31 protein-coding genes are annotated in these 25,136 nt (G+C 70.3%); 11 read left to right on the top strand and 20 right to left on the bottom strand.

Annotated elements, in window-relative coordinates; all coding sequences use genetic code 11:
* The first annotated feature begins 21 nt into the window (after nucleotides 1–21).
* Nucleotides 22–921 (top strand): Vms1/Ankzf1 family peptidyl-tRNA hydrolase, encoded by a 900-nt coding sequence (locus tag EXE45_RS04290; protein WP_092920384.1) that lies wholly within the window; start codon nucleotides 22–24, stop codon nucleotides 919–921.
* Between the two features lie 511 nt (nucleotides 922–1,432).
* Here EXE45_RS04290 and EXE45_RS04285 read toward each other — a convergent pair.
* From EXE45_RS04285 to EXE45_RS04265, 5 genes are all read right to left on the bottom strand, one after another.
* Complete coding sequence (locus tag EXE45_RS04285; RefSeq protein ID WP_092920383.1) at nucleotides 1,433–1,834, bottom strand: rhodanese-like domain-containing protein; 402 nt, start codon at nucleotides 1,832–1,834, stop codon at nucleotides 1,433–1,435.
* Nucleotides 1,834–2,160 (bottom strand): cupin domain-containing protein, encoded by a 327-nt coding sequence (locus EXE45_RS04280; RefSeq protein WP_137693634.1) that lies wholly within the window; start codon nucleotides 2,158–2,160, stop codon nucleotides 1,834–1,836. The genes EXE45_RS04285 and EXE45_RS04280 overlap by 1 nt, the downstream gene beginning before the upstream one ends.
* Nucleotides 2,161–2,204: 44 nt before the next feature.
* On the bottom strand, nucleotides 2,205–2,738 hold the full coding sequence (locus tag EXE45_RS04275) for a cob(I)yrinic acid a,c-diamide adenosyltransferase (protein WP_092920381.1): 534 nt from the start codon (nucleotides 2,736–2,738) through the stop codon (nucleotides 2,205–2,207).
* The gene (locus EXE45_RS04270; RefSeq protein WP_092920380.1) at nucleotides 2,735–2,974 is read right to left on the bottom strand and encodes a glutaredoxin; all 240 of its coding nucleotides are present in this window, start codon (nucleotides 2,972–2,974) and stop codon (nucleotides 2,735–2,737) included. The genes EXE45_RS04275 and EXE45_RS04270 overlap by 4 nt, the downstream gene beginning before the upstream one ends.
* 86 nt (nucleotides 2,975–3,060) lie before the next feature.
* Entirely contained in the window at nucleotides 3,061–3,459 is a 399-nt protein-coding gene (locus EXE45_RS04265; protein WP_092920379.1) for a thioesterase family protein, read from the bottom strand.
* 92 nt (nucleotides 3,460–3,551) lie between these two features.
* On the opposite strand from EXE45_RS04265, the gene EXE45_RS04260 reads away from it, so the two are divergent.
* Nucleotides 3,552–4,031 (top strand): Lrp/AsnC family transcriptional regulator, encoded by a 480-nt coding sequence (locus EXE45_RS04260; protein WP_092920378.1) that lies wholly within the window; start codon nucleotides 3,552–3,554, stop codon nucleotides 4,029–4,031.
* Between the two features lie 21 nt (nucleotides 4,032–4,052).
* Here the strand turns inward: EXE45_RS04260 and EXE45_RS04255 are convergent, their stop codons facing one another.
* Nucleotides 4,053–5,069: an amidohydrolase family protein gene (locus EXE45_RS04255; protein ID WP_092920377.1), complete on the bottom strand. Its 1,017-nt coding sequence runs from the start codon at nucleotides 5,067–5,069 to the stop codon at nucleotides 4,053–4,055.
* Between the two features lie 275 nt (nucleotides 5,070–5,344).
* On the opposite strand from EXE45_RS04255, the gene EXE45_RS04250 reads away from it, so the two are divergent.
* The 3 genes from EXE45_RS04250 (at nucleotide 5,345) to EXE45_RS04240 (ending at nucleotide 10,834) form a co-directional block, all read left to right on the top strand.
* Complete coding sequence (locus EXE45_RS04250) at nucleotides 5,345–6,826, top strand: proton-conducting transporter membrane subunit (protein WP_137693633.1); 1,482 nt, start codon at nucleotides 5,345–5,347, stop codon at nucleotides 6,824–6,826.
* The gene (locus EXE45_RS04245) at nucleotides 6,816–9,284 is read left to right on the top strand and encodes a DUF2309 domain-containing protein (RefSeq protein ID WP_137693632.1); all 2,469 of its coding nucleotides are present in this window, start codon (nucleotides 6,816–6,818) and stop codon (nucleotides 9,282–9,284) included. Before EXE45_RS04250 ends, EXE45_RS04245 begins: the two co-directional genes overlap by 11 nt.
* Before the next feature lie 143 nt (nucleotides 9,285–9,427).
* Entirely contained in the window at nucleotides 9,428–10,834 is a 1,407-nt protein-coding gene (locus EXE45_RS04240; RefSeq protein ID WP_137693631.1) for an ATP-binding protein, read from the top strand.
* Between the two features lie 39 nt (nucleotides 10,835–10,873).
* Here EXE45_RS04240 and EXE45_RS04235 read toward each other — a convergent pair whose 3' ends face one another.
* Nucleotides 10,874–11,218, bottom strand: coding sequence for a hypothetical protein (locus EXE45_RS04235; protein WP_137693630.1), 345 nt, complete (start codon nucleotides 11,216–11,218; stop codon nucleotides 10,874–10,876).
* 133 nt (nucleotides 11,219–11,351) lie between these two features.
* Nucleotides 11,352–12,026, bottom strand: a complete 675-nt coding sequence (phoU, locus tag EXE45_RS04230; protein ID WP_137693629.1) for a phosphate signaling complex protein PhoU — start codon at nucleotides 12,024–12,026, stop codon at nucleotides 11,352–11,354.
* 165 nt (nucleotides 12,027–12,191) lie between these two features.
* Between phoU and EXE45_RS21665 the strand changes: the two genes are divergently transcribed.
* The 3 genes from EXE45_RS21665 to EXE45_RS04220 all read left to right on the top strand — a co-directional run bounded on the left by EXE45_RS21665 (nucleotide 12,192) and on the right by EXE45_RS04220 (nucleotide 14,566).
* Nucleotides 12,192–12,326: a hypothetical protein gene (locus EXE45_RS21665; RefSeq protein WP_255510131.1), complete on the top strand. Its 135-nt coding sequence runs from the start codon at nucleotides 12,192–12,194 to the stop codon at nucleotides 12,324–12,326.
* Between the two features lie 94 nt (nucleotides 12,327–12,420).
* Nucleotides 12,421–13,179, top strand: a complete 759-nt coding sequence (locus EXE45_RS04225) for a carbonic anhydrase (protein ID WP_137693628.1) — start codon at nucleotides 12,421–12,423, stop codon at nucleotides 13,177–13,179.
* 124 nt (nucleotides 13,180–13,303) lie between these two features.
* Nucleotides 13,304–14,566, top strand: coding sequence for a PQQ-binding-like beta-propeller repeat protein (locus EXE45_RS04220; RefSeq protein ID WP_092920370.1), 1,263 nt, complete (start codon nucleotides 13,304–13,306; stop codon nucleotides 14,564–14,566).
* A gap of 66 nt (nucleotides 14,567–14,632) precedes the next feature.
* Here EXE45_RS04220 and EXE45_RS04215 read toward each other — a convergent pair whose 3' ends face one another.
* The 5 genes from EXE45_RS04215 to rpl7ae all read right to left on the bottom strand — a co-directional run bounded on the left by EXE45_RS04215 (nucleotide 14,633) and on the right by rpl7ae (nucleotide 16,476).
* A complete protein-coding gene (locus EXE45_RS04215; protein WP_137693627.1) occupies nucleotides 14,633–14,860 on the bottom strand; it encodes a hypothetical protein in 228 nt (75 codons plus the stop codon).
* A 348-nt stretch (nucleotides 14,861–15,208) separates the two neighbouring features.
* A complete protein-coding gene (ndk, locus tag EXE45_RS04210) occupies nucleotides 15,209–15,688 on the bottom strand; it encodes a nucleoside-diphosphate kinase (protein ID WP_137693626.1) in 480 nt (159 codons plus the stop codon).
* Entirely contained in the window at nucleotides 15,685–15,879 is a 195-nt protein-coding gene (locus EXE45_RS04205) for a 50S ribosomal protein L24e (RefSeq protein WP_092920367.1), read from the bottom strand. The genes ndk and EXE45_RS04205 overlap by 4 nt, the downstream gene beginning before the upstream one ends.
* A gap of 3 nt (nucleotides 15,880–15,882) precedes the next feature.
* The gene (locus EXE45_RS04200) at nucleotides 15,883–16,107 is read right to left on the bottom strand and encodes a 30S ribosomal protein S28e (protein ID WP_004595321.1); all 225 of its coding nucleotides are present in this window, start codon (nucleotides 16,105–16,107) and stop codon (nucleotides 15,883–15,885) included.
* A 6-nt stretch (nucleotides 16,108–16,113) separates the two neighbouring features.
* Nucleotides 16,114–16,476, bottom strand: coding sequence for a 50S ribosomal protein L7Ae (gene rpl7ae / locus EXE45_RS04195; protein ID WP_092920366.1), 363 nt, complete (start codon nucleotides 16,474–16,476; stop codon nucleotides 16,114–16,116).
* Between the two features lie 269 nt (nucleotides 16,477–16,745).
* Between rpl7ae and EXE45_RS04190 the strand changes: the two genes are divergently transcribed.
* Entirely contained in the window at nucleotides 16,746–18,179 is a 1,434-nt protein-coding gene (locus EXE45_RS04190) for a bifunctional UDP-sugar hydrolase/5'-nucleotidase (RefSeq protein ID WP_137693625.1), read from the top strand.
* Between the two features lie 103 nt (nucleotides 18,180–18,282).
* Nucleotides 18,283–18,840, top strand: coding sequence for a diadenylate cyclase (locus EXE45_RS04185; RefSeq protein WP_092920364.1), 558 nt, complete (start codon nucleotides 18,283–18,285; stop codon nucleotides 18,838–18,840).
* 24 nt (nucleotides 18,841–18,864) lie between these two features.
* Here the strand turns inward: EXE45_RS04185 and EXE45_RS04180 are convergent, their stop codons facing one another.
* The 5 genes from EXE45_RS04180 to EXE45_RS04160 form a co-directional block, all read right to left on the bottom strand.
* Complete coding sequence (locus EXE45_RS04180; protein WP_137693624.1) at nucleotides 18,865–19,758, bottom strand: bifunctional methylenetetrahydrofolate dehydrogenase/methenyltetrahydrofolate cyclohydrolase; 894 nt, start codon at nucleotides 19,756–19,758, stop codon at nucleotides 18,865–18,867.
* A gap of 93 nt (nucleotides 19,759–19,851) precedes the next feature.
* Nucleotides 19,852–20,646, bottom strand: a complete 795-nt coding sequence (locus EXE45_RS04175; protein WP_137693623.1) for an aldo/keto reductase — start codon at nucleotides 20,644–20,646, stop codon at nucleotides 19,852–19,854.
* 58 nt (nucleotides 20,647–20,704) lie between these two features.
* On the bottom strand, nucleotides 20,705–21,433 hold the full coding sequence (locus tag EXE45_RS04170; RefSeq protein ID WP_137693622.1) for a hypothetical protein: 729 nt from the start codon (nucleotides 21,431–21,433) through the stop codon (nucleotides 20,705–20,707).
* A gap of 69 nt (nucleotides 21,434–21,502) precedes the next feature.
* The gene (locus EXE45_RS04165; protein WP_092920360.1) at nucleotides 21,503–22,183 is read right to left on the bottom strand and encodes an HAD family hydrolase; all 681 of its coding nucleotides are present in this window, start codon (nucleotides 22,181–22,183) and stop codon (nucleotides 21,503–21,505) included.
* Between the two features lie 101 nt (nucleotides 22,184–22,284).
* Complete coding sequence (locus EXE45_RS04160) at nucleotides 22,285–22,539, bottom strand: hypothetical protein (protein ID WP_137693621.1); 255 nt, start codon at nucleotides 22,537–22,539, stop codon at nucleotides 22,285–22,287.
* A 12-nt stretch (nucleotides 22,540–22,551) separates the two neighbouring features.
* Here EXE45_RS04160 and EXE45_RS04155 point away from each other — a divergent pair, with 12 nt between their 5' ends.
* A complete protein-coding gene (locus tag EXE45_RS04155; RefSeq protein WP_092920359.1) occupies nucleotides 22,552–23,691 on the top strand; it encodes a CBS domain-containing protein in 1,140 nt (379 codons plus the stop codon).
* A gap of 145 nt (nucleotides 23,692–23,836) precedes the next feature.
* On the opposite strand, the gene radB is transcribed toward EXE45_RS04155, so the two are convergent.
* Nucleotides 23,837–24,544, bottom strand: a complete 708-nt coding sequence (gene radB, locus EXE45_RS04150; RefSeq protein WP_137693620.1) for a DNA repair and recombination protein RadB — start codon at nucleotides 24,542–24,544, stop codon at nucleotides 23,837–23,839.
* A 196-nt stretch (nucleotides 24,545–24,740) separates the two neighbouring features.
* Nucleotides 24,741–24,947 (bottom strand): cold-shock protein, encoded by a 207-nt coding sequence (locus tag EXE45_RS04145; protein ID WP_004595330.1) that lies wholly within the window; start codon nucleotides 24,945–24,947, stop codon nucleotides 24,741–24,743.
* Between the last annotated feature and the right edge of the window lie 189 nt (nucleotides 24,948–25,136).

Raw genomic sequence — 25,136 nt, 5'->3', positions numbered from 1 at the left:
GCGGGAGAGCGCGGATTCGGTATGATCGACAAGCTGCTCGGCCGCGCCGAGCTGAAAGAGCGGATCGAGGAGCTCGAAGCGGAGAAGCGCCACCTCGAGCGCCGCGCCGAGGCCGAGGAGGAGCGCCGGTCCGACGCGGTCGCCGACCGTCAGCGCGCCGAGGAGCGCGTCAACGAACTCGAACACCGGATCGAGTCGTTAGAGGAGCGCCTCGATCGGACTGAGGGCACCGATGAGTCCGTCGAGTTCCGACGCGTGAGCGACCTCGGCGGCCCGCGGCTGGCAGACGCGCTCGACCGGTTCCGGGCGGTCGAGAGCGACGGCCCCGAGGGACTCCTCACCGCGTTCGTCCCCGGCCCTGACTCGGTGCCCGAGACCGTCAGCGACTGGTTCGGTGACCGTACGGCACTGGTCCGGCGCGCTGCGCCGGCGGTCGTCCTCGCCGACGACACCGGGGCGGTGAGCGCCGCGCTGACGCCGGCTGTCGCGCCGGACCCCTTCGACGCGTGGAGCGACCGCTTCCGGCTCGACGACGCGTGGTTCCGGCCGACCGGGCGGTTCGCGTTCGGGCTGGTCCGGGCGGACACGTTCGCGCTCGGCACCTACGAGGGCGGCGAGCGGGTCGCGTACGAGGGGTTCACCTCAGACGTGAAAGAGGCTCACTCGAAGGGCGGCTTCTCGCAGGGGCGCTTCGAGCGGCGCCGCGAGGGGCAGATCGACGACCACCTCGACCGGGCGAACGAGGCGCTCGCTGGGGTCGAGAACGTCGACCGCACGATAGTCGTCGGCGAGCGCAGCGTGTTGGGGCGGGTTCGCGACCACGCCGACGTCACCGACGTGTCGGACGCCACCGGGAACCCGAAAGCGGCCCTCGAGGACGCGTTCCGCGACTTCTGGACCGGCAGGCTACACGCGATCTGACACCACGTCGGCCACCTTCGGTCGGGCTCGCTCAACCGGGAGACGCACCCGATAGCTCACCTGGATCCACAGATATCCGTCGGTTCGCCGCCGGTAAGCACTGAATACCTTTGAAATTGGATAGCACACTGACGAACGGAGGGAACGTCACTCGCTCCCCCTCCCCCCTCTTTTTCGCGGGTTTTCGACGCTTCCGTCGGTCCGACTCCGCGCCGTGTTCCGACGGTTCGGGCGAACGGTGAAGAACGGCCATATATCGGCGACGCGCGTTGTGCGTCCACGACACGGTCGGCCTCGAGCCCCTCGGTTCGGTCGGTCGTCGTCGCCTCGCTCGTCGCAGTCCTGCTCGTCACCGCGTTGCCGGTCGGCGGCGCGAGCGACGACGGGGTGCCCGGGTTCGGTCTCGTGCCGGCCGTGGTCGCGCTGCCGACGGCCGCGGGGCCGTTCGGGCGGTTCGAGCGGAGCGGTTAGGGAGCGCGGGCGGAGCGGTCGGAGGGTACGGACGGCGCGGTTAGAACGGCGCCTCGGGCCCCTCGTCCGTCCCGTCATTCTCGGCCTGCGACTCCGCTCCCGCCGTCACCAGCTCGCCGACCTCGCGCTCCCACGCCTCGATCCCGCCGCGGAGGCTCTCGACGCGCGCCTCCCGTGTCCCCTCGTAGCTGCCGATCAGCTGGGCGGCCTGCCGGCTGGCGACGCCGTGCGGGCAGACGGTGACGATCCGGTCGGCGTCGTCGAGTTCGGCGACCCGGCTCGTCAGTTCGGGGAACGGGATACACTCGCTGTCGGGGAGGTGCCCCCGGTCGAACGCGCGCTGGTCGCGGATGTCGACGATACGAAGCGGCTCGTCGACGGACCCGTCGCCCCGCTCCGACAGCAGCGACGACAGCTCCTCGGGGTCGATTTCGCCGTCCATCAGGGGAGCGGAGCGAGGCTGGCCGTGAGCACGGCTCGCTCGTCGGTGTCGTTGCGCGCGCCGTGGACCGCGCCCCGCTCGTTCTCCACCACCGCGGGTGCCGCGAGCGCCGACTCCTCGTCGTCGCGGATCACGGTCGGTTCGCCCTCTACCACGTGAAACACGTTCGTGGCGTCGGCGTGTTCGTGCGGGTCGACCGCCGCCTCGGGACCGAGGACGAACGCCTTCACGAGCACGTCGTCGGTGACGACGAGCTCCGCCGTCTCGACCTCGCCGGGTGCCGGGTCGAGACCGGAGACCGCCGCCGCGTAGCTGTCGAGCGTCATACCGGTGTCTCGCGCGGGACGGTGAAAAGTCGCGCGCTCGGGCGTCAGTACGACGGCGACTCCTCGGGCTCGCCGTCGCGCGCGTTGGCGACCCGACCGAGGGTGAAGAGGAGGTCCGAGAGCCGGTTGAGGTAGGTGACGACGGCCTCGTTAATCGGCTCCGAGCGCGCGAGGTCGACGACGCGGCGCTCCGCCCGTCGCACCACGGCGCGCGCGTGGTGGAGCGCGGCCCCCGCCTCGCCGCCGCCGGGCAGGACGAACGATGTGAGCGGCTCCAGCTCCTCGTCGAACGCGTCGATGTGGGCCTCCAGCCGCTCGGTGTGTTCGCTCTCGACCTGCGGGTCGTCCGGGTCGGGATCGGGGTTCGCGAGGTCGGCCTGGACGACGTGGAGGTGATTTTGGACCGTTTCCAGCAGGTCGTCGAGGTCGTCGTGGCCCGTGGGGCGGACCGTGCCGAGCAGCGCGTTCGCCTCGTCGACGGAGCCGTACGCCTCGATCCGGTGACTCGACTTCGACACCCGGCTCATGTCCCGGAGGTCGGTCTCGCCCTCGTCGCCGCGGCCGGTGTAGATGCTCATTGAAGGGTTCTCTCGACGTACTCGACGATGTTCGCGCTCTCCGCCATTGTCACGCCCCGCTCCTCGTCGACGAGGACCGGGACGCCGCGCTGGCCGCTGACGCGCTTGACCTCGTTCCGCTCGGAGTGGAGCGCCTCCACCCACTCGGTCTCGTACTCGACGCCCGCCTCGTCTAAGGCGTCGGTCGCCTTCTCGCACCACGGACACCCGTCGAGGGCGTACAGTCGAACGTTCATACCGATCGATCCGTCCGCGCCGTCAAGAAGGTGTGCGTCCGGATCGGCTCGGCGGGTCGATCCGGGAGCGGTCCCCCGCGACCGCCTCAGAGGTCGTGGTACGACTCCATCCCGGCCCGGTGTTCCTCGGGGATCGGCGCCGGCTTCCCGGTGTCGGGGTCCAGCGAGACGAGCGTCGCCTCGGCCGCCGCGGCGACCGCGTCACCGACCCGGACCTCGTGGGTCATCGTCGCGCTCGACCGCCCGAGGTCCGCCACGTCGACGGTGACCGTGACCTCGCCGTCAGCGAGTTCGACGGGGGACCGGAAGTCGATCGATATCGACGCCAGCACGGTCGACGCCCGCGAGATGTCGACATCGAGCACGTCGCGGAAGTACCGCGTCCGCGCCTGTTCGATGTACGTCGCGTAGACGGCGTTGTTGACGTGGCCCATCGCGTCGATGTCGCGGAACCGCACGTCGATGTCCGCGGTGTACGTTCCCATATTCGACCCACTGACGGCGACCGTATGTAGGCGTCGGGATCGGAGCGGTGACTCGACAACGTATAAAAACGAGACGCGCCTACGACGAACGCATGGACAACGGCGCGATAGACGACGTCGACAGGGCGATCCTGTACGCGCTACAGGCGGACGCCCGAAACACATCGTCCGGGGACATCGCGGAGCGGACCGGCACCTCGGACAGCACCGTCCGCAAGCGCATCCGGCGCCTCGAGTCCGACGGCGTGATCAAGGGGTACAGCGCCAGCGTCGACTACCAGCGGTCGGGGTACCCGCTCCGGATGCTGCTCTACTGCACCGCGTCGATACCGGAGCGCGGCGAACTCATCCCCGACATCCTCGACATCGACGGCGTCGTGTCGGTCCAGGAGCTGGTGACCGGCGAGCAGAACCTCCTCGTGACCGTCGTCGGCGAGTCGGACAGCGACATCACGCCCGTGGCGCAGGCCCTCCTCGACATGGGCGTCACCGTCGCCGACGAGGTGCTCGTGCGGACCCACGAGACGACCCCGTTCGGTAGGTTCGACGCGGAGCGTCACGACGAGGAGTGAGGCCTCCTCCGTCGGCGTCGGTCAGGCCACGACCCGCTCAACGTCCAGCCCGGTCGCCCGCCGGACGACCGCACTGACCGGATCGTCCGACCCGGACAGGTTGTCCGAGTCGCCGTCGAGGACGACGAGCGCCGCCCGCCGACCGGGCTCGACGACGCCGCAGTCGAGGCCGGCGATCTCCGCCCCTGCGGCGGTGGCCATCCGCAACGCCTCCCGGTCGGTCACGTCGAACCGCTTCGCCGTGTACGCCATCTCCCGGAACATCGACGGCTGATTCAGCATGGCGTTGTCCGTCCCGAGCGCGACCGTCGCGTGGTCGAGCAGTTCGCGAACCGGCGGTTCCCCCACGTCGAGGACCGCGTTCGCGCGCGGACAGACCGCGACCGGGACCGACCGGTCCGCGACCCGTTCCAAGTGCTCCCGCCCGGCGTGGACCATGTGAACGAGGAGGTCCGGGTCGAGGTCGAGCGCCGGGTGGATGTCGGTCGCGTCCGGTTCGCCCGCGTGGATCGCGAACGGCCGGTCGCGCTCCTCGCAGGCGGCGCGCTCCGCGGCGAAGTCGCCGTCGTTCGCGCCGGACGCGCCGTAGCCGTCGGCGACGTCGAGGACGGACGGGTCGCCGCTCCCGAAGATGAACGGGTCGACCCCCGTCTCCGCGGCCGCCTCGCGGAGCGCCCGCGCCCCGGCACGCCCCGATTCGCGGAAGTCCAGGGCGGAGACGGTGCCGGTCCGCCGCATGAACCGGAGGGTCCGGCGCATCGCCGACACCAGTTCCTCGCGGTCGGCGGCCGCCAGCCGGCGGTGTTTCAGGCTGTCCGGCGGCACCACCGCCTCCTCGAGCGACAGGCCGACGGCCGCCTCCTTCGCGACCGAGTCGCCGAGGTGGGTGTGCGCGTTGACGAACGCCGGCAGCACGATGTCCGTCGAGTCGGTGTCCGCCTCCTCGACCGCCTCGATCCGTCCGTCCTCGACGACGACGCGTCCCCGAATCGGGTCGAACGACTCGCCGGCGAGGACGGTTCCCGAGAGCGTCTCCATACCGTCCCTGCGAACTCGGGGACGATATGAGTTCCTGAGTGGCGACGGCGAACGACGCGCGAGTCTCGCCGCTGCGAGGAGAGCGAGGGCCGGCGGGTCGCCCGCCACTCCTCGGCCCCGCAGAAACATAATGTTCTATAATTCGCAATTTACGAACGATTTGTGAATAAAGACAAGTTTAATACCCGGAGTGTTCTCAGGTGGTGTAGAGAGCGACCGAAATCGGATCTGAACTCGTTTCGGATTCCGGAACCGGTCGCACAACGGATCGACCGATGTCAGGACGCACCTCGAAACCGACGGTCGGAGCGCTCCGGGAGGCGGCGAACGCGTCGTCCGCTCCCGTCGTACTAACGCGGCTCGCGTGGGCGCTGTTCGCCGCGAGCGTCGTCGCGCTCGTCGCCCGACTCCGACTCGACGGGGCGTGGGAGGTCCCCGGCGCCGTCGCCGTCGACGGACTGACCGTCCTGCTGTGGGTCGTCGTGACGTTCTTCAGCGGGATCGTCCACAGCTATTCGCGCCGCTACATGGCCGGGAGCGCCCACGAGACTGAGTTCTTCCTCGGGGTCTTCGGGTTCACGCTCGCCGTGATGGCGCTCGTCGCGGCCGACCACCTCGCGCTGTTCTGGTGCTTCTGGCTGGCGATGGGGCTCCTGATGGCCCGGCTCGTCGGCACCGTCGACGGCTGGCCGCAGGCCCGGGCCGCCGCGGGCGTCGCCCGCCGGCACTTCCTCGCCAGCAGCGCGCTCCTCGGCGTGGCGCTGACGGCGCTGTGGTGGGCGACCGGCGAGACGACCATATCGGGTATCGCCGCGAGCGCCGACGGCCTCGGCGGGCCCGCGTGGCTCGTCGCGGGCGTCGCGCTCGTCCTCGCGGCGATGATCCAGTCGGCGCTCGTCCCGTTCCACGGCTGGCTGCTCTCCTCGATGACCGCCCCCACGCCGGCGTCGGCGCTGATGCACGCGGGGTTCGTCAACGCGGGCGGAGTCCTGCTGACTCGCTTCGCGCCCGTCGTGACCGCCGAGACCGCGCTCATGCTCGGTATCGCGGTCGTGGGCGCGGCGAGCGCCCTGGCCGGGAAGCTACTCAAAACGGTCCAGCCGGACGTCAAGACCGAACTGGGCTGCTCGACCGTCGGACAGATGGGGTTCATGATACTCCAGGCCGGCCTCGGCTTCTTCGGCGCCGCGATCACGCACCTGATCGTCCACGGCTTTTATAAGGCGTACCACTTCCTCAGCGCGGGCGAGGAAGTCGAACACACCGGTCCGACCGGAGAGGACCTCCCCGGGACGGGCTTCGCGGGCGCGGTCGTCGTCCTGCTGACCGCGCTGGCCGGCGGCGCGACGTTCGCGCTCCTGACCGGGAAGGGAACGAGCGTCGACGGCGGACTGCTGCTCGCGTCGCTCGTCGCGCTCACGACGCTCCACGCGGCCCGGAGCGCGGTCAGACGCACCGGCCTGCCGGCGACGGCGCGCTACGGCGCGGTCCCGCTGGTCTTCCTCCCGGCCATCGCGGGCTACGCGCTCGTCTACGAGGCCGTTTCGAGCGTCCTCTCGGGGGTCCCGATGGTCTCCGCACCGACCGAACTGACCGCGCTTCACGCGGTCGTCGCCGTCGCCTTCCTCGCGGCGTACGTCGCGATCGAGACCGGGGTGTACGAGCGGAGCGAACGCCTCTACGTCGCGCTGTTGAACGCGGGCCAACCCGCCCCGGACACCGTCTTGACCGCCACGGAGGAGTACGATGAGCACTGAACGCGCTATCGAGGACCGCGTCGACGAGGCCGCGACCGCCGTCGGATCGGTGTGGCCGATCCACTCGTTCGTGACCGCGAACCCCCTCTCCGGCTTCGAGGACCTGCCGTTCCCCGAGGCCGTCGAGCGGGCGTCCGACCGCCTCGGGGGCCGCGGCTATCCGAGTCCGGAGACGTTCCGGGCGGCCCTCGACGAGGGGCGGATCGACCGCGACCGCCTCGACTCGGAACTGGCCGAGCGGGGCTACGAAGCCGACCCGGAGAGCCTGCTGGCGCGGGCGGAGACCGCCGCCGAGCCGGAACCGTCAAGCGCCGCGGAGGCGGCGGACTCCCGGAACGCCGCCGAGGAGGCGGGCCCCGCCGACGCCGAGCGCGTCGACCGCGTGCTGACGAAGTGGCTGTCGGTGTTCCTCGACGAGGGGCGGGCCCAGTGGTCGATGCCGAACCGCGAGGACGGGTTCTACGACGCCTTCCGGTCGGTGGCCGCGTACGACGACGAGGTTCCCGAGGGGGGCCTCGTCACCGATCTGCCGGACTCACCGATCGAAGCGATCGAGTCCGCGCTGGAGTCGCACCCCGAGGGGCGGTGGAACTCCGTCTTCGAAGCGCAGTTCGCGGCGCTGCCCGGATGGACCGGCCTGCTCAAACGCCGTGCCGACGACGGCGGCGCGTGGCAGTCCGCGTACCCGATCACGCCGGAAGGGTACCTCGCGGTGCGGCTCGCGCTGGCCGACGCCTTCGACGTCGACGTCGCGCCGCCGACCGAGTCGGGCGACACGGCGACCGGAGCGTGTGAGGCGCCGACCGAGGGGAGCGACGGAATCGCCGAGGCGTTCCTGAGCGCGTGGGAGGCCACGTACCGCGGTGAGCTCGTCGGCCGGGTCGCCGCGGAGAGCGAGGCGCTCGACGACGGCGACGCCTCGGGTCGGCCGGCCGCCCAGTTGGTCTTCTGTATCGACACGCGCTCGGAGGTCATCCGCCGCCACGTCGAGGCGACCGGCGACTACGAGACGCACGGATACGCCGGCTTCTTCGGCGTTCCGATGGAGTACCGGGGATACGACTCCGAGGTCTCGGTCGACGCCTGTCCGCCCATCGTCGACGCGCAACACCGCGTCTCGGAGGTCCCGGTCGACGACGACGCGCGGGCGAGTCGCGACCGCCTGGCGGGCCTCCGCGAGGCCGCGGGCGAGGTGATCGAGACGCTGAAGTCGAACCCGGCCACCGCGTTCAGTTTCGTCGAGAGCGCCGGGAGCGGGTACGGGCTCGCGCTCGCGGCCCGCACGCTCGTGCCCGGTCGCGTCCGCGACCTGCTCGGCGGCGCGGACGACGCGGTGCCGGGCGACCACGAGTTCTGCGAGCCCGGTGTCCACGAGCACGACGACTCCGGCGAGGGGCTCCCGACGGGCCTGACCCGCGACGAGCGGGTCGAGTACGCCGCGACCGCGTTCGAGCTGATGGGGTTCGAAGAGTTCGCGCGGCTCGTCGTCTTCACCGGTCACGCGGCGGAGACGGCGAACAACCCCTACGACTCCAGCCTCGACTGCGGCGCCTGCGCCGGCAACCCCGGCGGCCCGAACGCCCGCGCCCTCGCCGCGATCTGTAACGACCCCGACGTGCGGGCGGGGCTGCGCGAGCGCGGGATCGACGTGCCCGACGACACCGTCTTCCTCGCCGCCGAACACAACACGACGACCGACGAGATCGAACTGTACGACGGCGACGTCCCGGACTCGCACGCCGCGGACCTCGACCGGCTGCGCGCGGACCTCGACGCCGCCCGCGAGGGCGCCGCCGCCGAGCGCACCGGGTCGGACGAGGGGACGCCGGCCGTTCGCGAGGCGGAGCGCCGCGCCGCCGACTGGGCCGAGGCGCGCCCCGAGTGGGGACTGGCCGGCAACGCCGGGTTCGTCGTCGGGCCCCGGGAGCTGACGAGCGGGCTCGACCTCGACGGGCGCGCGTTCCTCCACTCGTACGACTGGACGACCGACCCGGACGGCGACGCGCTCGAAGCGATCCTCGCGGGGCCGACCGTCGTCACCCAGTGGATCAACGCCCAGTACTACTTCTCGACGGTCGACAACGCGGCGTACGGAAGCGGGTCGAAGGTGACTCACAACCCGGTCGGCAACGTCGGCGTCTACCAGGGCAACGGCGGCGACCTGATGACCGGGCTCCCGCTCCAGTCGGTGATGGCCGACGCCGACGCCCCGTACCACCAGCCGCTCAGGCTCTCGGCGGTGATCCACGCGCCGGTGGACCGCGTCACCGAGGCCCTGCGCGACGCCGAGACGGTGACCGGGCTGCTGGACAACGACTGGCTCTCGCTGACGGTGATCGACCCGACGCGGGACCACCGCGCGTTCCACTACGAGGGCGACCTGGAGTGGGCGCCGGCGCCCGAGGCGACAGACGCGAGCGCCGAGCCGCGGACGGCGCCCGCCGTCGCCGACGACTGAGTCGGGAGGGTCCGGAACCGCACCGTTCCGTCCGGTGCCGGGTCCGGGACCGCAGCGTTCCGGCGGGTCGGGGGGCGACAGCGAGGTATCAGAAGTGATTGTCGCGGGACAACGACTTTCGGGTCGCTTCCGGTAGCGGGGGCATGAGAAGCGACCCTCCCGTCGATCTGCTGTACGTCAACGACGACGACCGGCTCCGGGAGCTGGTCTCCGCGCAGCTGCGCGCCGAGAGCGACCGGCTCCGGATCGAGACCGCGGACTCCGCGGCCGAGGGCGAGCGGCTGCTGGCGGCGGAGCCGATCGACTGCGTGCTCTGCGATCACCACATGCCGGAGGTGACCGGCGTCGAGTTCCTGAAGCGGGTCCGCGAGGACCGCCCGGACCTCCCCTTTCTGCTCTTCACGAACACCGGGACCGAGGCCGTCGCGAGCGAGAGCATCGAGGCCGGCGTCACGGACTACGTGATCCAGGACGCCATCGAGAACCAGGCGCCGCTGCTCGCCCGGAAGATAATCACCTACGTCGAGCACCGGCGGGCGCAGCGCGAGCGCGACCGGACGAACGAGCGGCTCCGCCAGATCGCCTCCGTGACCGACCAGGTGTGGTGGGTGTTCTCGCCGACGTGGGACGAGCTGCGGTTCATCAACGACGGCCACGAGGCGATCTTCGGCCAGCCGGTGTCGGAGCTCCGGGCCGATCCGACGACGTTCCTCGACCGCGTCCACGGGGACGACGCGGACCGCGTCCGGCTGGCGATGGAGTCGGCCTCGAAGGGGACGCCGCAGGTGGTCGAGTACCGGGTCGAGAAGTCCGATGCGGTGCGGCTCTGGGTCGAGTCGCGGTGTAAGCCGATCACCGACGACGCCGGGAACGTCACCTCGCTCGTCGGGCTGACGCGGGACGTGACCGACCGGAAGCTGTACGAGCGGGAGCTGACCGAGACGGTCGACCGGCTGGAGGAGTTCACCGCCACCGTGTCTCACGACCTCCGGAATCCGCTGAACATCGCGGCCGGGAACCTCCAGCTCGCGCGGGAGCGCGACGGGGACGAGCACCTCGAGACGGCGATCGACGCGGTCGCGCGGATGGACGACCTCATCGAGGAGGTGCTGACGCTCGCGAAGGAGGGCCGGACGCTCGGCGAGCGGCGGGACGTTCCGTACGAGGAGATCGTCGAGAAGAGCTACGAGAACGTCCGGGCGTCCGAGAGCAGCCTACGGGTCACGGGGAGCGTCTCGCTGTCGTGCGACTCCGCGCGGCTCACGCAGGCGTTCGAGAACGTCGTCCGCAACGCCGTCGAGCACGGCGGGAGCGGCGTCACGCTCACCGCCGGCGTGCTCCCCGACGAGGCGGGCGTGTTCGTCGAAGACGACGGGCCCGGGGTCCCGCCCGCGGAGCGAGACCGCGTCTTCGAGAAGGGACACACGACCCGCCGGGACGGGAGCGGGTTCGGACTCGCGATCGTCGAGCGGATCGTCGACGCGCACGGCTGGGACGTGCGCCTCACCGAGGGGACGGAGGGCGGCGCTCGCTTCGAGATCCTCACCTGACAACGCGGACGGAAGGGAGAAGAGCGGAGTGCGACCCGTTCAGACGCCGGGGACGCCGAACGCGCTGATTCCGAGGCCGAGGACGCCGTCCAACACCACGATGACGACCAGCGCGGCCGCCCACGCGACCAGCCCCATGATCGCCGCGTCCTTCCAGCTTCCGGGGTACCGCCACTTGATCACCCACACCCACGCGACCAGCGCGACCACCGATCCGACGACGGGGATCAGCGACCCGATCGCCCACGCGACGGCGCCGAGCAGCGCCGTGACCACCGCGTGCGAGTAGTCGTCGACGCCCGCGACGAGCCGGCCGCTGACGTGAATTCCCAGCCCACCGACCAACAGCGCGACGACGAACGAGACGATCGCTCCGAGTACCATGTGTACGCCGTCGCCGGTCGGAGGGATATAACGGGGGGACAGCGTCACGCTCGGTGATAGGTTCGGGGCTGCCGGCGCGCTCCGGACGGGTCGCCGGCGTGAATCGTTCGGACCGAACCGGAGCGACCGCCGCTCAGTACAGCAGCTCGTCGTCGTTCTCGATCATGTACAGCGACCGGGCGGCGATGTTCACCGCGTGGTCGCCGACGCGTTCGAGGTCGCGGATCGTGAGGAGGAGCCGCGAGACGTTCCGCATCGTCGCCTCCACGTCCTCCTCCTCGCGGAGCTCGTCGCGCTCGATGAGGTCGCGGACGACGAGCTCGCTGGCGGCCTCGCAGGCGGCGTCGACGTCGTCGTCCGCCTCGGCGACGGCGTAACAGCGCTCGGGGTCCGACTCCGCGTACGCGTCCATCGCCTCCTCGAGCATCGCCAGCGTGTCGTCTCCGATGCGCTGAGCGTCGACGTCCGAGAACACCTCCCGGTCGGCCTGCTTGGCGTACTCCCCGAGGTTCGTCGCGAGGTCCGCGATCCGTTCGAGGTCGGTGATGATCTTGAACGACGCCGCGATGAACCGCAGGTCGCCCGCGACCGGCTGTTGAAGCGCGATGAGGTCGGTACACTGGCCCTCCAGTTCGAGGTACAGGTCGTTGATCTCGGCGTCGCCGGCGATCACTTCCTCGCCCAGCTCCTCGTCCTGCTGTTCGAGGGCGTCGAGTCCCATGCGGAGGCGCTCCGCGACCAGTTCGCTCATGTAGAGGACGTCGGCGCGGAGCCCTTCCAGTTTCGTCTGATACTGTTCGCGTGGCATCGTGTTGGCGTATCCGCCACGCCGGACGCACAAAAACACGTCGCCGGGGGTGATTCACCGAGGAATCCACGCGGGAGAGCCCGGTCGACGGGGCGACCGGACGAGGACCCGACGGTCCCGCGGTCGAGCGAAGCGTTCAAACCCCGCCGCGACGAGAACTCGGACATGCAGAACATGGAAGGCCTCGTCCTCGACGAGAACGAGGAGGCGCTCGCGCCCGCGGTGGTGATAGCGACGATCGCGCTCCTCGCGGTGTTCGTCGTCGGGGCCCTGGTCTCGGTTGTCGGCCTCGTCGCCTGATCCGGCCTCCGTTCCGGCGGCAACGGCCGACGCTCCCGCATCGGAGCGTTCCCGTGCCCGCGGCGTTTTTGCCTCTTCGACGGATCGGGACGGTATGGACCAGCGGATACTCGGCGACCTCCTCGACCGCAACGACGACCACGTCGCTGCGCTCCCGTCAGGCGCCTTCGACCGGCACCGCGACGGCCAGCGTCCCGGGGTGGTCTCCGTCTGCTGTTCGGACTCGCGCGTCTCTCAGGAGGGGATGTTCGCCGTCGACGAGCCGGGGTTCCTCTTCACGTCCGGCGCCATCGGCAACGGCGTGAGCGCGCTCGTCGACGGCGAGCGGGTCCTCGACGGGAGCGTGGCGTATCCCCTCCGTCACACGCACACCGAGGTCCTCGTCGTGGTGGGTCACACCGGATGCGGCGCGATCGGCGCCGCGCTCACGGCGGCTCGCACCGGGGAGTTCCCGGCCGAACCGGGAGTCCGCGCCGACGTCGAAGCGCTGGTGCCGATCGTCGAGGCCGGACTGGACGATCCGGCCGTCACCGGAAGGGGAGGCGGCGGCTCCGATACGCAGAGCGACGGCGCCTCCGATACGCAGAGCGACGGCGCCTCCGACCGCGACGACGACGCCCGGATCCGCGACCGCCTCGTCGAGTACAACGTCCACGAGCAGGTCGCGTTCGCCCGCGAGAGCGAGGAGACGGCCGACGCGACCGTGTACGGGTTCGTCTACGACCTCCACGGCGCGTACGGCGACCGCGACGGCGCCGCCTACCTCGTGAACGCCGACGGGGAGCGGGACCCCGCGGCGCTGCGTGACCTCGTCGGCGACGCGCGCGGCCACCACGTGGCCACGCTGTTGTAGCGGGACGCAGTTCCCTCGCGCGCCCCGGGACACGCGTTTCGGTCGCCCGGTGCGTGCTCCGGGTCCCGACGGCCGGGAGGCACATCCGACAACCGTTTCACCGCGACGCCCGAAGTGGGTTCAAATGGACCGACGCGTCCTGTTCGCGACGCTTATCTTGCTGGCCGGGGGCGCGACCGGCGTCGGCGTGTCGCTGTTCGCGTTCGTGGGCATCGACGACGCGACCGCGGAGACCACGGTCGTCTGGGAGTCCGAGCCGGCGGCCGGCGACGACGGCAGCGGGGCGGTGGTCGCGACGGTCGACGGCGATCCCCTGATCGTCCGGCCCGCGGTCGAAAACGGGTCTCGCGCCGTCCGCGCGACGGTCGTGGGGACCGACGAGACGGCCTGGACGACCCCGATTTCCGGACCAGACGCCGAGCGCGGCGGCGGCGACGCGAGCGGGAGCGGCGGCGACTCGGGCGAGAGCGGCGGCGGTCCCCTCGGCGTCAGCGGGCTCGTCACGGGGACCCTCGGCGGCGACCCGGTGATCGCGCTCACGACGGCGCCGGGAGAGCTCGTCGTCCTCGACGCGAGCGACGGGTCGGAGCGGTTCGCGGTCGAACTCGGCGGTCCGGGAGGACTCCGACCGGCGGTCGGTGACCTCACCGGCGACGGGAGCCGAGAGGTCGCCGCGGTCGCGACGGACGGGAGCGTTCGCGTCGTCGACGGCGGGGGCGACCCGGTGGCGGAGGCCGCGGTGCCGGGCGACGTTACCCGACGACCGCTCCTCGTCGAACCGGACCTCGAAGCCGGTGAACGGGGCGGACTCGCGGTGTTGACGACCGTCGGTGACCCGGCGACGATCCACATGCTCGACGGGAGCGGCGAGACGCGCTGGACGACGACGCCGAGCGTGAACCCGCTGAGTTGGAGCGCCGCGGACAGCGGCAACGGTCCCGTGCTGGCGCTCGGCGGGTCGAACGGGAACCTCGAGACCATCGAGACGAGCGACGGGTCGACTCGCTACGAGGTCGGCCTCCAGGACCTCCCGATCGCCGTCGGCGACGCGGACCCCGGACGGGTGTACGTCGGGGGGTCGGGAAGCGTGTGGGCCGTCAGCCTCCTCGACGGCGAAGTCGTCTGGAAACAGCAGTACGACGCCGGGACCCGTATCAACGAACCGCGCGTCGGTGATGTCGACGGCGACGGCGAAATCGCCCCGGTGGTGGTCAACCGCGCCGGCGAAGTCCTCGCGATGACCCGGAAGGGTCGCGTTGTCGCACGGGGCGGTCCCGACGACGTCGTCGCGTACGGCGGCCCGCTGTTCGCCGACGTCACCGACGACGCCGGCGACGAGGTGATCGTGGTCGCGGCCGACGGGACCGCGATCGCGGTCGACACCTGAGCCGTCGGGCGCGCTGTCGGTCGGGGTGGCTCAGACGGTGCGCGTTCACGCGGGCGAAGTCCTGAGTCACAACCCGTCGAGAATAACTCCGACTCCGAACAGCGCGATAAACGCGCCCGCGATCCTGCCGATCATAACCGACACGACACTCATCTCGATGTCGGCCGCGGTCTGTTTCGTTCCCCGCGACTTCACGACGCGATTGAACGCGTCCACGAGAGGGTGATTCACCACGGCCAATCCGCCCATCAGTACGAGTACGAGCCCCGTCCCGACCGGGAGGAAGTCGACCACGGAAGCCGTTCGGCGCGCTTCGAACAAATATTTTCTTGTCGCTTTCCGTTCGCACACCGCTCACTGCGATAGATTCGGAGGGACAGAACCTGTACTTACCGACGTAGCCGATCGCGTCCGGCCGTGTCCCGGCCGATTTGCGCTCGGCATTCGACGCGGCCCCGACGAACGATCAGCGCTCAATGGTCTCAGCGGAGCCGTCGGTTTATAACCGATTTTCTTTCGAAAACCGCGTGACTGCGGACCGTTTTCTTACGAGGTTCACCGGAAATGCGGTGTGTCGAGGGAGCGGGGGCTCGGCGGGACGGGTCGGTCCACAAAAGGTTCAAAAATCGGAGCGTGACCGCGTCAGTGGTCCTCGTCCTCGTACACCCACGCCGAGGTGTCGAGGTCGTAGTCGACGAGCTCCGCCTCGTCGAAGAACAGGTCGATCTCGCGCTCGTTGGCGCCCTCGTCCTCGTGGTCCGACGCGTGGATCACGTTGTGGCCGAGGTCTAAGCCGAAGTCGCCGCGGATCGTGCCCGGAGCGGACTCGGCGGGATCGGTCTCTCCGACCATCGCGCGGACCTGTCGGGTCGCGTCCGCGCCCTCCCACACCATCGCGAAGACGGGGCCGGAGGTGATGAACTCGACGAGGCCGTCGAAGAACGGCTTGTCCTCGTGTTCGCCGTAGTGCTCGTGGGCGAGCGCCTCGTCGATCCGGATGAACTTCCCGCCGACGAGCTTGAGCCCGCGGTCCTCGAAGCGAGAGACGATCTCGCCGATGAGTCCGCGCTGGACGCCGTCGGGCTTCACCATCACGAAGGTGCGCTCGTCGTGGTGGCTCACCGGTCGTCGCCTCCGGCTCTACGACCCTCCTCGGTCCACTCGAGGTCGCGAGCCTCGCGGCCGAGGAAGTAGTTCTTCTCCGCCTTCGAGTCGACGAAGTGGAGGATCTGTCCGTCCGTCTTCACGTACATCGTGCCCGTGCCGGGCTCGATCTCCTCGCCGGTGTAATCGCAGGTGCGTGTCTCGACCATTGGTTATCGGCCTCCGATGGAGTCGGCGTCGCGCTGGGTCTCCCGCAGCTGGAGCACGTCGCCCAGACGGACGGGACCCAGGACGTTCCGGGTGATGATCCGTCCCTGGTTCGATCCCTCCTGGATGCGGCACTTGACCTGCATGGCCTCGCCGTGCATCCCGGTTTTGCCGACGACCTCGATGACCTCCGCGGTCGTCGAGTCGCCGGTACCCTCTTCTGCGCTCATGGGTGGTTATCGGAGCTCCGCGACCTTCTCGCCGATGTCCTCGACATCGTCGTCGGCGTCGCCGGCATCGACGACGGCGGCGGCGGCCGAGCCGACCTCGAGGCCGGCGGCCTGGCCGACCTCGTCCTGCGTGTCGACGAAGACGACGGGGATCCCCTTCTCCTCGGCGAGCTCGGGGAGATGCATCACGATCTCCTCGGGGGAGACGTCCTCGGCGACGATGACGAGGTCCGCGTTGCCGCGCTCGACGGCCTTGGTGGTCTCGTTGGTTCCTTTCTTCACTGTGCCGGTGTCTCGGGCGACCTCGAGCGCTTCGAGGGATCGCTCCGCGAGGTCCGCTGGGGTGTCGTAGTCTACGTAAACGGGCATATGTTTCTCCTGTCCTCCGCGCGGGCTCGCGTGTCCGTCCCGTGGTCGGTCCCTAACGGAACGGCACATCATCAACCCCACAGAGGCTGTGCCCCGTCGTAGTCAGGACATCCATAAAAGCGCTTTCAATGTCTCGTGCGTGTGCGAGCGCGGGTCACGGGTCGGAACCCCGAGAGAACACGAGAAGGCGACGCCGGCGAGCCGCGGCCACCGAGGCGGGCGAACTCCGCGTTTTTTAAGCGTCGCTCGCCCCTCCGGACGCACGTCCGATGGTCCGTCTCGTTCACTACTCCGATATCGAGAACGTCTTCGACGCCCCCGAGCGGGCGGCCCGGCTCGCCGGCCGGCTCCGAGCGCTCTCGGGCCCCGACGCCGCGGTCGTCGCCACCGGCGACACGACCGCGCCGGGCGTCCTCTCGCTGGTCGCGACCGGCAGGCAGGTCCTCGACTTCTACGACGCGACCGACACCGAACTCGACACGTTCGGCAACCACGAGTTCGACTACGGTCCCGACGCGCTGCGCGACCTCGTCGCCGACTCACCGGCGACGTTCGTCTCCGCGAACGTCCGGGACGAGGACGGCGATCCGTTCGGCCGCGACGAGGGCGTCGTTCCGTGGGCGATCCGCGAGGTCGACGGCGCTCGGATCGGGTTCGTCGGCGTCACCGACCCCGCGACGGACTCGCTGAACCCGATGGCCGCCGACCTCTCCTTCGACGACCCCGTCGGCGCGGCGCGCGACGCGCTCGCGGAGATGCGCGCTGCGGCCGCCGAGCGAGGGAAAGACGCGTCGGTCGACGGCGCGACGGGCGGGGGACTCGACCGGGTCGTCGTCCTCTCGCACCTCGGGGCGGGCGACGACGACCTCGCCCGCGAGCTCGACGCGGACGCGATACTCGGCGGCCACGTCCACAGCCGTCGGAACGAGACCGTGGCGGACACCCTGCTCGTCCGGCCCGGCGTCAACGGGGAGACGGTGGCCGAGGTCGACCTCGACGCCGACCCGCCGACCGCGACGCTACACGAGCCGGACGGGGCCGAGCCCGCTCCCGGGCTGGCGGACGCGCTCGCGGCGCGGATGGCCGCGGCCGACCTCGGCGAGGTCGTCGACGCGGTCGAGGAGCCGATCGATCGCTCCGGGGACGTGGTCCACGGCGGGGAGTGCCGCGTCGGCAACTTCGTCGCGGACGCGTTCCGCTGGGTCCACGACGCCGACGTGGGCCTGTCGAACGCCGGCGGGCTCCGGCAGGGCGATCCGTGGGACGGCGACGTGACGAAGGCCGACCTGATCAGTCTGATCCCGTTCGAGGAGCCGGTCGCGCTCGCGTCGGTCACCGGCGCGGAGCTCCACGACGTGTTCCGCGAGATGGCCGCCCCCGACGTGGACTTCGGCGAGGAGGACTGGTGGCACGGTCACGTCTCGAACGCCCGGGTCGTCTGGGACGACGAGGCCGAACTAATCCTCGAAGCCACCGTCGGCGGCGAACCCATCGACCCGGACGCGCGCTACACGGTCGCCGTCTCGGAGTACCTGCTCCACTCCGAACACGAGTACCCGACGCTCGCACAGCGCCACCGGATCGACGAGGCCGGCATCCAGTACGAGGTGTTGGCCGACTACGCCCGCGAACACGGAATCGACCCCGAGATCGAGGGCCGGATCGAGATCCGGAACCGCGCCGCCGCGGCCGACGACGACTGAAGCCGGCGGAGCGGACCGCGCTCCCGTCGCGGGCGGCTCGTCCGCCGTCTGCCGCGTCGTGACGGAGTTTTAACAGTATCCGTGCCGTTGTGTCACACACGGTATGGAGTCGCTCGACCGAGTCCTGAAGAAGTACGCGACAAGCCAGGACCTGATGGACCAGATCAGGTACACCGCCGAGGCGCTCAGCCTCGGCTTCGACCAGTGGGACGAGCAGTACGTGAGCGGTCCCAGCCTCTACGTGCTGATCGTGGCGGAGGTCAACTTCGACGAGTACACCGACCCGCTGGGCGACAACCGGTGGCCGGTCGACCGGTGTCAGGTCGTTACCGAGTCGCCCGACGTGTTCACGAAGGTCGCCCGCGACGTGGCGTTCAGTCGGGACGGGGCCGTCGTCGTGACCGGCGACGGCACCATCCAGCGACAGATGGTCCGCGTTCGGAGCCCCTTCGAGGAGGAGGTGCCGGGCGTCGCCGCCCTGGAGTTCCCCGATTGGATGGGCACGAAACACATGAGCGCGCTGGAGACGTCGCTGCGCGACGACGTCCTCTGGGCGATCACGCTCAGCGAGGAGGACGGCCGCGTCACCACGTTCCTCGACGGCACGTACCAGGACTACCCCCGCGACGACATCGGCGGCCGCTGGCGTCCCGAGGGGTAGGGGACGGCGGCGGTCGACGCCGCGCTACTCCAGACGCACGTCGACGCCGCGCTGGATCCCGGCCGCCTTCACCGTGTTATACAGGAGCATCGCGCGCGTCATCGGCCCCACCCCGCCGGGGACGGGCGTGATCGCCTCCGCCACTTCGCTCGCCGACTCGTAGTCCACGTCGCCCACGAGCTCGTACCCCTTCTCCGTGTCCGCGTCGACGCGATTGATCCCCACGTCGATCACGGTCGCGCCCTCCTTGAGCATCGAGCCGTCGACGAACTCCGGGATGCCGGCGGCGGCGACGACGAGGTCCGCGCCGGCCAGCTTCGCCTCCAGGTCCTCCGTCCGGGAGTGACAGACCGTCGTGGTCGCGTTCCCGGTCGGGGCCTTCTGGATCAGCAGGTTCGCCATCGGCTTCCCGACGATGTCGGAGCGGCCGACGACGACCGCGTCCGCGCCCTCCGTCGCCACGTCGTAGGCGTCGAGCAGCTTCTGGACGCCGTGGGGGGTACACGGCTTGAACCGGGCGTCGCCCGCGACGAGCCGACCGACGTTCTCCGGGTGGAAGCCGTCCACGTCCTTCTCGGGGTCGACCCGCCGGAGGACGGTCCGCTTGTCCACGTGGTCCGGGAGCGGGAGCTGGACCAGAACCCCGTGGACGTCGTCGCGGCCGTTGAGGTCGTCGATGGTCTCGTACAGTTCGCTCGCGGGCGCGTCGGCATCGATCTCGACGTGGAAGCTCTCGATGCCGACCTCCTCGCAGTCGCGCTGTTTCATCGAGACGTACGTCTCGCTGGCGGGGTCGTCGCTCATCAGCACCGTGGCCAGCCCCGGTTCGACGCCGGCGTCGGAGAGCCGCGCGACCTCGTCGGCGACCGCGTCGCGCACGTCGGCCGCGACGGCCTCCCCGTCGATGATCTCTGTCACGGGAGGACGTCGACGGCGGCGGAATAAAAATCATACGGGATCGTGGTTATCGAACCTCGAACAGACCTAAATCGATCCAAAAATACGGATCAACTACGCGGGGAACAGCTCCTCCTCGCGATCGACGGCGTCGATCGCGGCGACCTCCGCGTCGGTCAGTTCGAGGTCGGCCGCCGCGAGGTTCGCCCGGAGGTGGTCCTCGGTCGACGCCTTCGGGATCGTCACCACCGGCTCCTTGGCGGCGGCCCACGCGATCGCGACCGCCTCGGGCGCCGTCCCGTGCGCCTCGGCGGCCTCGACGACCGGCTCCACCTCCCGCACCCGCCCGCCGGCGAGCGGCGAGTAGGCGACGACCGGATAGCCGTGTTCGCGGGCGTGATCGAGCAGGTCCGGCCGGAAGAACAGCGGGTGGAGTTCGGTCTGGTGGGCCGCGGGCGGCCGGCCGATGACCTCGATCGCGCGGTCCAGGTCCGCGATCTCGAAGTTCGAGACGCCGAGGTTCCGAACGAACCCCTCGTCGACCAGTCGATCGAGGGCGGGCAGCGTCGCCTCGGGGTCGTAGTCGCCGCGCGGGCGGTGGACGTACAGCAGGTCGAGCGCGTCGACCCCGAGGCGGTCCGCGCTCTCGCGGGCGGCGGGCGCGACCGTGTCGGCCGCGAGGTCGTCGATCCACAGCTTCGTCGCGACGGTCACGTCCTCGCGGTCGAGGTCGCGGTCCGCGGCGCCGACGGCCCGGTCCAGCCCCGCGGCGAGCCCCTCGCCGACGACCGCCTCGTTCTCGTAGATCCGAGCGGTGTCGAGGTGGCGGTAGCCGGCGGCGAGCGCGGTCGCGACCGCGTCGGGGTCGTCGATCCCCATCGTGCCGAGACCGACGGGCGGAAGGTCCATGGTCCGGCGTGGACCGACCGGGGCAAAAAGCGCCCGACTTCCCGCGCCGGGCGAGCGGCTACGAGCGGGGCGCGGTCGACGAGACCGCGAACGAGACGTCGCGGGAGACGGTCTCGTACCCCTGCGCGGCGAGCGCGTCGGCGTAGTACCGCTCGGCGACCAGCGTCTGCGGCAGGCTGCGGAGGCCGAACCGCCGCCGGGGGCGCAGTTCGACGTCGACGACCGTCCGGCCCGCCGTCCCGTCGGCGGCCTCTCGGACCGCGGCCGCGTACGCGCCCCACGGCCGGCCGTCGAGCGTCCCCTCTATCAGGACGCGCGCCGCCGGGTCGCCGTCGACCGCGCTCGCGCCGTCCGACGGCTCCGCCTCCGTGTCGACCGTCAGCGAGTGGCTCCGGAGCCCGAGGAGCCACTCGTGTTCGTAGACGCCGCCCGCGCCGTCGGACGCCGGGCGGACCTCGTCGGCGACCCCCCACTGGAGGGCGAGGACCGGCGGCGTCGCCGACGCGAACGCCTCGGTCACCTCCTCCGGGGGCGCGTCGGTCCGGAGCCTCGTCGTCCCGCCCCGACGCAGGACCGGCGCGCGCAGCGCGACGGCGAGGACGAGGGCGACCGCCGCGCCGTGCCAGAGCGAGAACGCGGCGACCGCAGCGAGGAATGCGCCCGCGGCGAGCAGCGCGAGCGTCCAGCTCGCGACCCGTTCGGTGCGTCGGTACCCCGTGACCGCGGCGTCGAGCGCGTCTCGGTCGACGCGGCGACGCGACTCGACGGGAGCGGAGGGCTCGGGCATGGCCGCCGACTCGGCGGGACCGCAGTTCAGAATTTCGGTCGATGCGGTCGGCCGCGGCGGCGGGCGCCCTCAGGCCGAGTCGTCCGCCTCGGGGGCCCGCCCGCAGAGGCTCACGAGGTCGTGGAGGTCGTCGATCTCATAGGTCGGCTGACAGGTGAGATCCGTCGACCGGCGATGGGGCCGGCGGACGAACGCGGAGTCGATGCCGGCGTTGTCGGCCGCGCGCACGTCCGACTCGTTGTCGCCGACGAACAGCGCCGTCTCGGCGCCGAGGTCTTCGAGGGCGCGCTCGATGTAGTACGGCGAGGGCTTCTTCCGCGAGAGGCTGGCGACCGAGGGCTCGCGGCCGTACGCCACCTCGAAGCGGCCCGCCAGCCCGAAGTGGTCCAGCAGGGCGTCGACGGTCGCCTGCTGGTTCGAGGAGACGACGCCGAGCGGGGCGTCCAGCGCGCGCAGCGCGTCGACGTCGTCGTACGGCGTCTTCCGTCCCTTCCGGGCGGCGTCGATCTGCGCCGCGGCGGCGGTCTCGTCCCTGACCCGCCAGAACTCCGTCGGGTCCACCCCGTAGCGCTCGCAGATGTCGGTCAAGGTCGCGGGGTCGACGCCGATCGCGACGTCGTCCACGTGGGCCAGGTCCGGGTCCTCGACGCCGAGGCTCACGAACGCGTCCCAGGCGGCCTCGCGGAGCGTGTCGAACGGCGTCCGCCCGATCAACACCCCGTCATTGTCGAGGACGACGGCGTCGTACACGCCTTTTCTTGGGGCGGTAACGGGCAAAAAGGTTTCACACGCCGGGACGGCCGCGCCCCACGGGCCGCGGGGCGTCGCCTCACGCGCCGAGCCGACGGCTCTCAGACGCCGAACAGCCGGAGGAAGAGCCCGGCGAACAGCGAGAGCGCACCGGCGAGCGGGCCGATAAACGGGGTCGGACCCGGGAGGGGAGTCACGATCAGCGCGACGCCGACGGCGATCAGCGCGGTCGATGGCTTCGCGCCTGAACTTCGGTCGCCGCGCGGAAATACCTTCAGGCGGATTCCGCTCGTCGGACGGCGGCTGTCGGCGCGCGCGACGACTCCCGCACTTTCAATACCCGGCCCGTCGAACACGTAAATCGGACCATGAACATCTCTGATATCGCGGTACCGGAATACGTCGAGGTCGACGTCGATGAGCGGCTCGCGAAGGTCCGTTCTATCTTCGAGCGAGAGAATCCCAAGGGGATCGTCGTCGTCGAGGACGGCGAGTACGCGGGCGTCGTCGGTGAGAAACAGCTCATGCGCTCGCGCATGGAGGACGACACGAAGGTGTCGGCGGTGATGAAGCCCGCGCCCTCGGTCGACCGCCACGAGGACGTGCGCGAGACCGCGCGGCTCCTCGTCGAGGGCGACGTGAAGATCGCGCCCGTCTACGAGGGCGAGAAGCTATACGGCATCGTCACGGTCGATCAGATCCTCGAGGCGGTCCTCGACAGCCTGGACGCGATCACCGTCGAACAGATCGCGACCGAGGACGTGATCGGCATCGGCGAGACGGAGAGCGTCGGCCGAGCGATCAACCGCCTCCGCGAGAACGGCGTCTCTCGGCTCCCCGTGCTCGACGACGACGGCGACCTCGTCGGCGTCGTCACCACCAACGACATCGTGGAGTTCGTCGTCCGCGACCAGGAGCGACAGGGCAGCGGCGACCGCGCGGGCGACATCGACCGGATGCTCGACATCCCCGTCTACGACATCATGTCGAGCCCGGTCGTCACCGCGACCGACGACGAGACCGCTCAGACCGTCGTTCAGCGGATGTTCGACAACGAGGTCTCCGGGCTCGTCGTCACGCCCGGGGACGCCGACACCGTCGCCGGAATCGTGACGAAGACCGACGTGTTGCGCGCCCTTACCTTCACCGAAGAGGACTCGATGGACGTCCAGATCACGAACGTCGACCTGCTGGACACGACCTCTCGCGAGCACATCGTCCAGTCCATCGAGCAGGTCGCGGACAAGTACGCGGACATGCACGTCATCCACGCGCACGTCCGGCTCCACGCCCACAAGGAGAAGCTCCGCGGTACGCCCCTGATCCAGTGTCAGATCCGCCTCCGCACCAACGAGGGGCAGGTCGGCGGCTCCGGCGAGGGGTACGGCGCCGAACACGCCTTCCACGTCGCGCTCGACAAGCTGGAGCGGAACGTCTTAGAGATCAAGGGCGTCAACGCCGACGAGGAGTACCGCGGCCAGCTCCTCCGGAAGCTCGGCCAGCTGTGAGCCGATAGACGCTCGGCCTAGCGGCGGCCCGCGTCGCCGGGCCGTCGGCGGGCCGCGGTCGCTCGCTGCGAGCGTTTCGGTCCCGGTCTCCGCTTCTCCGGCCTCCGCTTCTCCGCCCTCCGCTTCGACACGTCCCCCGCGACGCTCAGGCGTCGGTCCCCTCCGCGAGTCCGTCGGCGACGATGCGGAAGGTCGCGGTGTCGCCCCCGGGCTTCGAGCGGTGTTTTTCCAGAGTGGCCCGACGGTTCCCGCCGCGGAACCGGTCGACGCGGACGATCGCGCCGGTCCAGTGGTTCAGCGTGTTGCCACCGAGCGCGCGGTCGCGGTCGCCGTCGGGGTCGGTGAACACCTGGTTCGTGATCACGACGGCGAGGTCGTGACGGCGGGCCAGAGAGAGGAGGTGAGTCACCTGTTTGGCGACCCTGCGGAGCGACTCGCCGCCCTCGGTGTCGCCGGCGCGCTCCAGTCGGTAGAAGCCCGTCGCGGAGTCCAACACGATCAGTTCGACTTCCTCGGCCAGTTCCTCCGCGTCGCGGACCGCCTCGCGCTGGTCGTCGAAGTCGTACGCCTCCGATATCACCAGCCGCGAGGCGATCTCCTCGACCGTCTCACCGTCGTCGTTCCGACCGACCTTCCCTTCGGCGATCTGCTCGAACCGGTCGATCGAGAGCCCCTCGGTGTCGATGTAGAGGACGCGGTCGCCGCCGGCCGCGACCTCGACCGCCGCGGCGAGCGCGAGGTTCGTCTTCCCCGCGGCCGGCGGGCCGTACACCTGCGTGACGACGCCGCGCTCGAAGCCGCCGCCCAACAGCTCGTCGACCGGGCGACAGCCGGTCGGGATCGGATCGCTCACTAGCGAGAGCTTCGCTCGCGTTCGTATTTAAACGGTCGATCGCGTCGCTCGTCGGGGGAGAGTCGCCGCTCGTCGGATGGGGCCGTCGCTCGTCGAGGCGTGATAAGTGTGAAAAAAGCGGAGATAGGCGTCGATCGCGTCGAGCGACGGCCGAAATCCGGTAGTGCGTGCGGACGCGTCGTCCGCTACGTGGGGGTTAGTTGCGGACGAGGTTCGTCGCGCGGGGTCCCTTGGGGGACGATTCGATATCGAATTCCACTTCCTGACCCTCCTCGAGGTCCGGGCCGCCGACGTCTTCCATGTGGAAGAACACGTCTTCGTCGTCGTCGAGGTCGCCGTCGTCAGTCGAGATGAAACCGTAGCCGCCAGTGTCGTTGAAGAAATCAACCTTACCGTTTGCCATTGCGAATATACGTACAGCCCGTTCGGGGATAACCCTTGCGAGGGTCACGGTACCACGGAGGTTCCGGACGTTCGTCTATTCGAGAAACCCCGAATACCGCCTCGTCTCTGGCCGCTACGGTCGATGTTCGAACTCTCCCGGTCGTGTTCACTGCGCGCCACCAGGCGCGGGGTTCATTTACGAGCGACC

Source organism: Halorubrum sp. SP9 (assembly GCF_005435015.1).
Classification (GTDB): domain Archaea; phylum Halobacteriota; class Halobacteria; order Halobacteriales; family Haloferacaceae; genus Halorubrum; species Halorubrum sodomense.
The sequence above is the reverse complement of the archived record's forward strand: the minus strand, read 5'-3'. Positions and strand labels throughout refer to the sequence as shown.

What these genes read in the sequence shown, in the direction of transcription:
- EXE45_RS04290 (WP_092920384.1), top strand. Translation starts at nt 22, where the DNA reads ATGATCGACAAGCTGCTCGGCCGCGCCGAGCTGAAAGAGCGGATCGAG.
- EXE45_RS04285 (WP_092920383.1), bottom strand. Translation starts at nt 1,834, where the DNA reads ATGGACGGCGAAATCGACCCCGAGGAGCTGTCGTCGCTGCTGTCGGAG.
- EXE45_RS04280 (WP_137693634.1), bottom strand. Translation starts at nt 2,160, where the DNA reads ATGACGCTCGACAGCTACGCGGCGGCGGTCTCCGGTCTCGACCCGGCA.
- EXE45_RS04275 (WP_092920381.1), bottom strand. Translation starts at nt 2,738, where the DNA reads ATGAGCATCTACACCGGCCGCGGCGACGAGGGCGAGACCGACCTCCGG.
- EXE45_RS04270 (WP_092920380.1), bottom strand. Translation starts at nt 2,974, where the DNA reads ATGAACGTTCGACTGTACGCCCTCGACGGGTGTCCGTGGTGCGAGAAG.
- EXE45_RS04265 (WP_092920379.1), bottom strand. Translation starts at nt 3,459, where the DNA reads ATGGGAACGTACACCGCGGACATCGACGTGCGGTTCCGCGACATCGAC.
- EXE45_RS04260 (WP_092920378.1), top strand. Translation starts at nt 3,552, where the DNA reads ATGGACAACGGCGCGATAGACGACGTCGACAGGGCGATCCTGTACGCG.
- EXE45_RS04255 (WP_092920377.1), bottom strand. Translation starts at nt 5,069, where the DNA reads ATGGAGACGCTCTCGGGAACCGTCCTCGCCGGCGAGTCGTTCGACCCG.
- EXE45_RS04250 (WP_137693633.1), top strand. Translation starts at nt 5,345, where the DNA reads ATGTCAGGACGCACCTCGAAACCGACGGTCGGAGCGCTCCGGGAGGCG.
- EXE45_RS04245 (WP_137693632.1), top strand. Translation starts at nt 6,816, where the DNA reads ATGAGCACTGAACGCGCTATCGAGGACCGCGTCGACGAGGCCGCGACC.
- EXE45_RS04240 (WP_137693631.1), top strand. Translation starts at nt 9,428, where the DNA reads ATGAGAAGCGACCCTCCCGTCGATCTGCTGTACGTCAACGACGACGAC.
- EXE45_RS04235 (WP_137693630.1), bottom strand. Translation starts at nt 11,218, where the DNA reads ATGGTACTCGGAGCGATCGTCTCGTTCGTCGTCGCGCTGTTGGTCGGT.
- phoU (WP_137693629.1), bottom strand. Translation starts at nt 12,026, where the DNA reads ATGCCACGCGAACAGTATCAGACGAAACTGGAAGGGCTCCGCGCCGAC.
- EXE45_RS21665 (WP_255510131.1), top strand. Translation starts at nt 12,192, where the DNA reads ATGCAGAACATGGAAGGCCTCGTCCTCGACGAGAACGAGGAGGCGCTC.
- EXE45_RS04225 (WP_137693628.1), top strand. Translation starts at nt 12,421, where the DNA reads ATGGACCAGCGGATACTCGGCGACCTCCTCGACCGCAACGACGACCAC.
- EXE45_RS04220 (WP_092920370.1), top strand. Translation starts at nt 13,304, where the DNA reads ATGGACCGACGCGTCCTGTTCGCGACGCTTATCTTGCTGGCCGGGGGC.
- EXE45_RS04205 (WP_092920367.1), bottom strand. Translation starts at nt 15,879, where the DNA reads ATGGTCGAGACACGCACCTGCGATTACACCGGCGAGGAGATCGAGCCC.
- EXE45_RS04200 (WP_004595321.1), bottom strand. Translation starts at nt 16,107, where the DNA reads ATGAGCGCAGAAGAGGGTACCGGCGACTCGACGACCGCGGAGGTCATC.
- rpl7ae (WP_092920366.1), bottom strand. Translation starts at nt 16,476, where the DNA reads ATGCCCGTTTACGTAGACTACGACACCCCAGCGGACCTCGCGGAGCGA.
- EXE45_RS04190 (WP_137693625.1), top strand. Translation starts at nt 16,746, where the DNA reads ATGGTCCGTCTCGTTCACTACTCCGATATCGAGAACGTCTTCGACGCC.
- EXE45_RS04185 (WP_092920364.1), top strand. Translation starts at nt 18,283, where the DNA reads ATGGAGTCGCTCGACCGAGTCCTGAAGAAGTACGCGACAAGCCAGGAC.
- EXE45_RS04175 (WP_137693623.1), bottom strand. Translation starts at nt 20,646, where the DNA reads ATGGACCTTCCGCCCGTCGGTCTCGGCACGATGGGGATCGACGACCCC.
- EXE45_RS04170 (WP_137693622.1), bottom strand. Translation starts at nt 21,433, where the DNA reads ATGCCCGAGCCCTCCGCTCCCGTCGAGTCGCGTCGCCGCGTCGACCGA.
- EXE45_RS04155 (WP_092920359.1), top strand. Translation starts at nt 22,552, where the DNA reads ATGAACATCTCTGATATCGCGGTACCGGAATACGTCGAGGTCGACGTC.
- EXE45_RS04145 (WP_004595330.1), bottom strand. Translation starts at nt 24,947, where the DNA reads ATGGCAAACGGTAAGGTTGATTTCTTCAACGACACTGGCGGCTACGGT.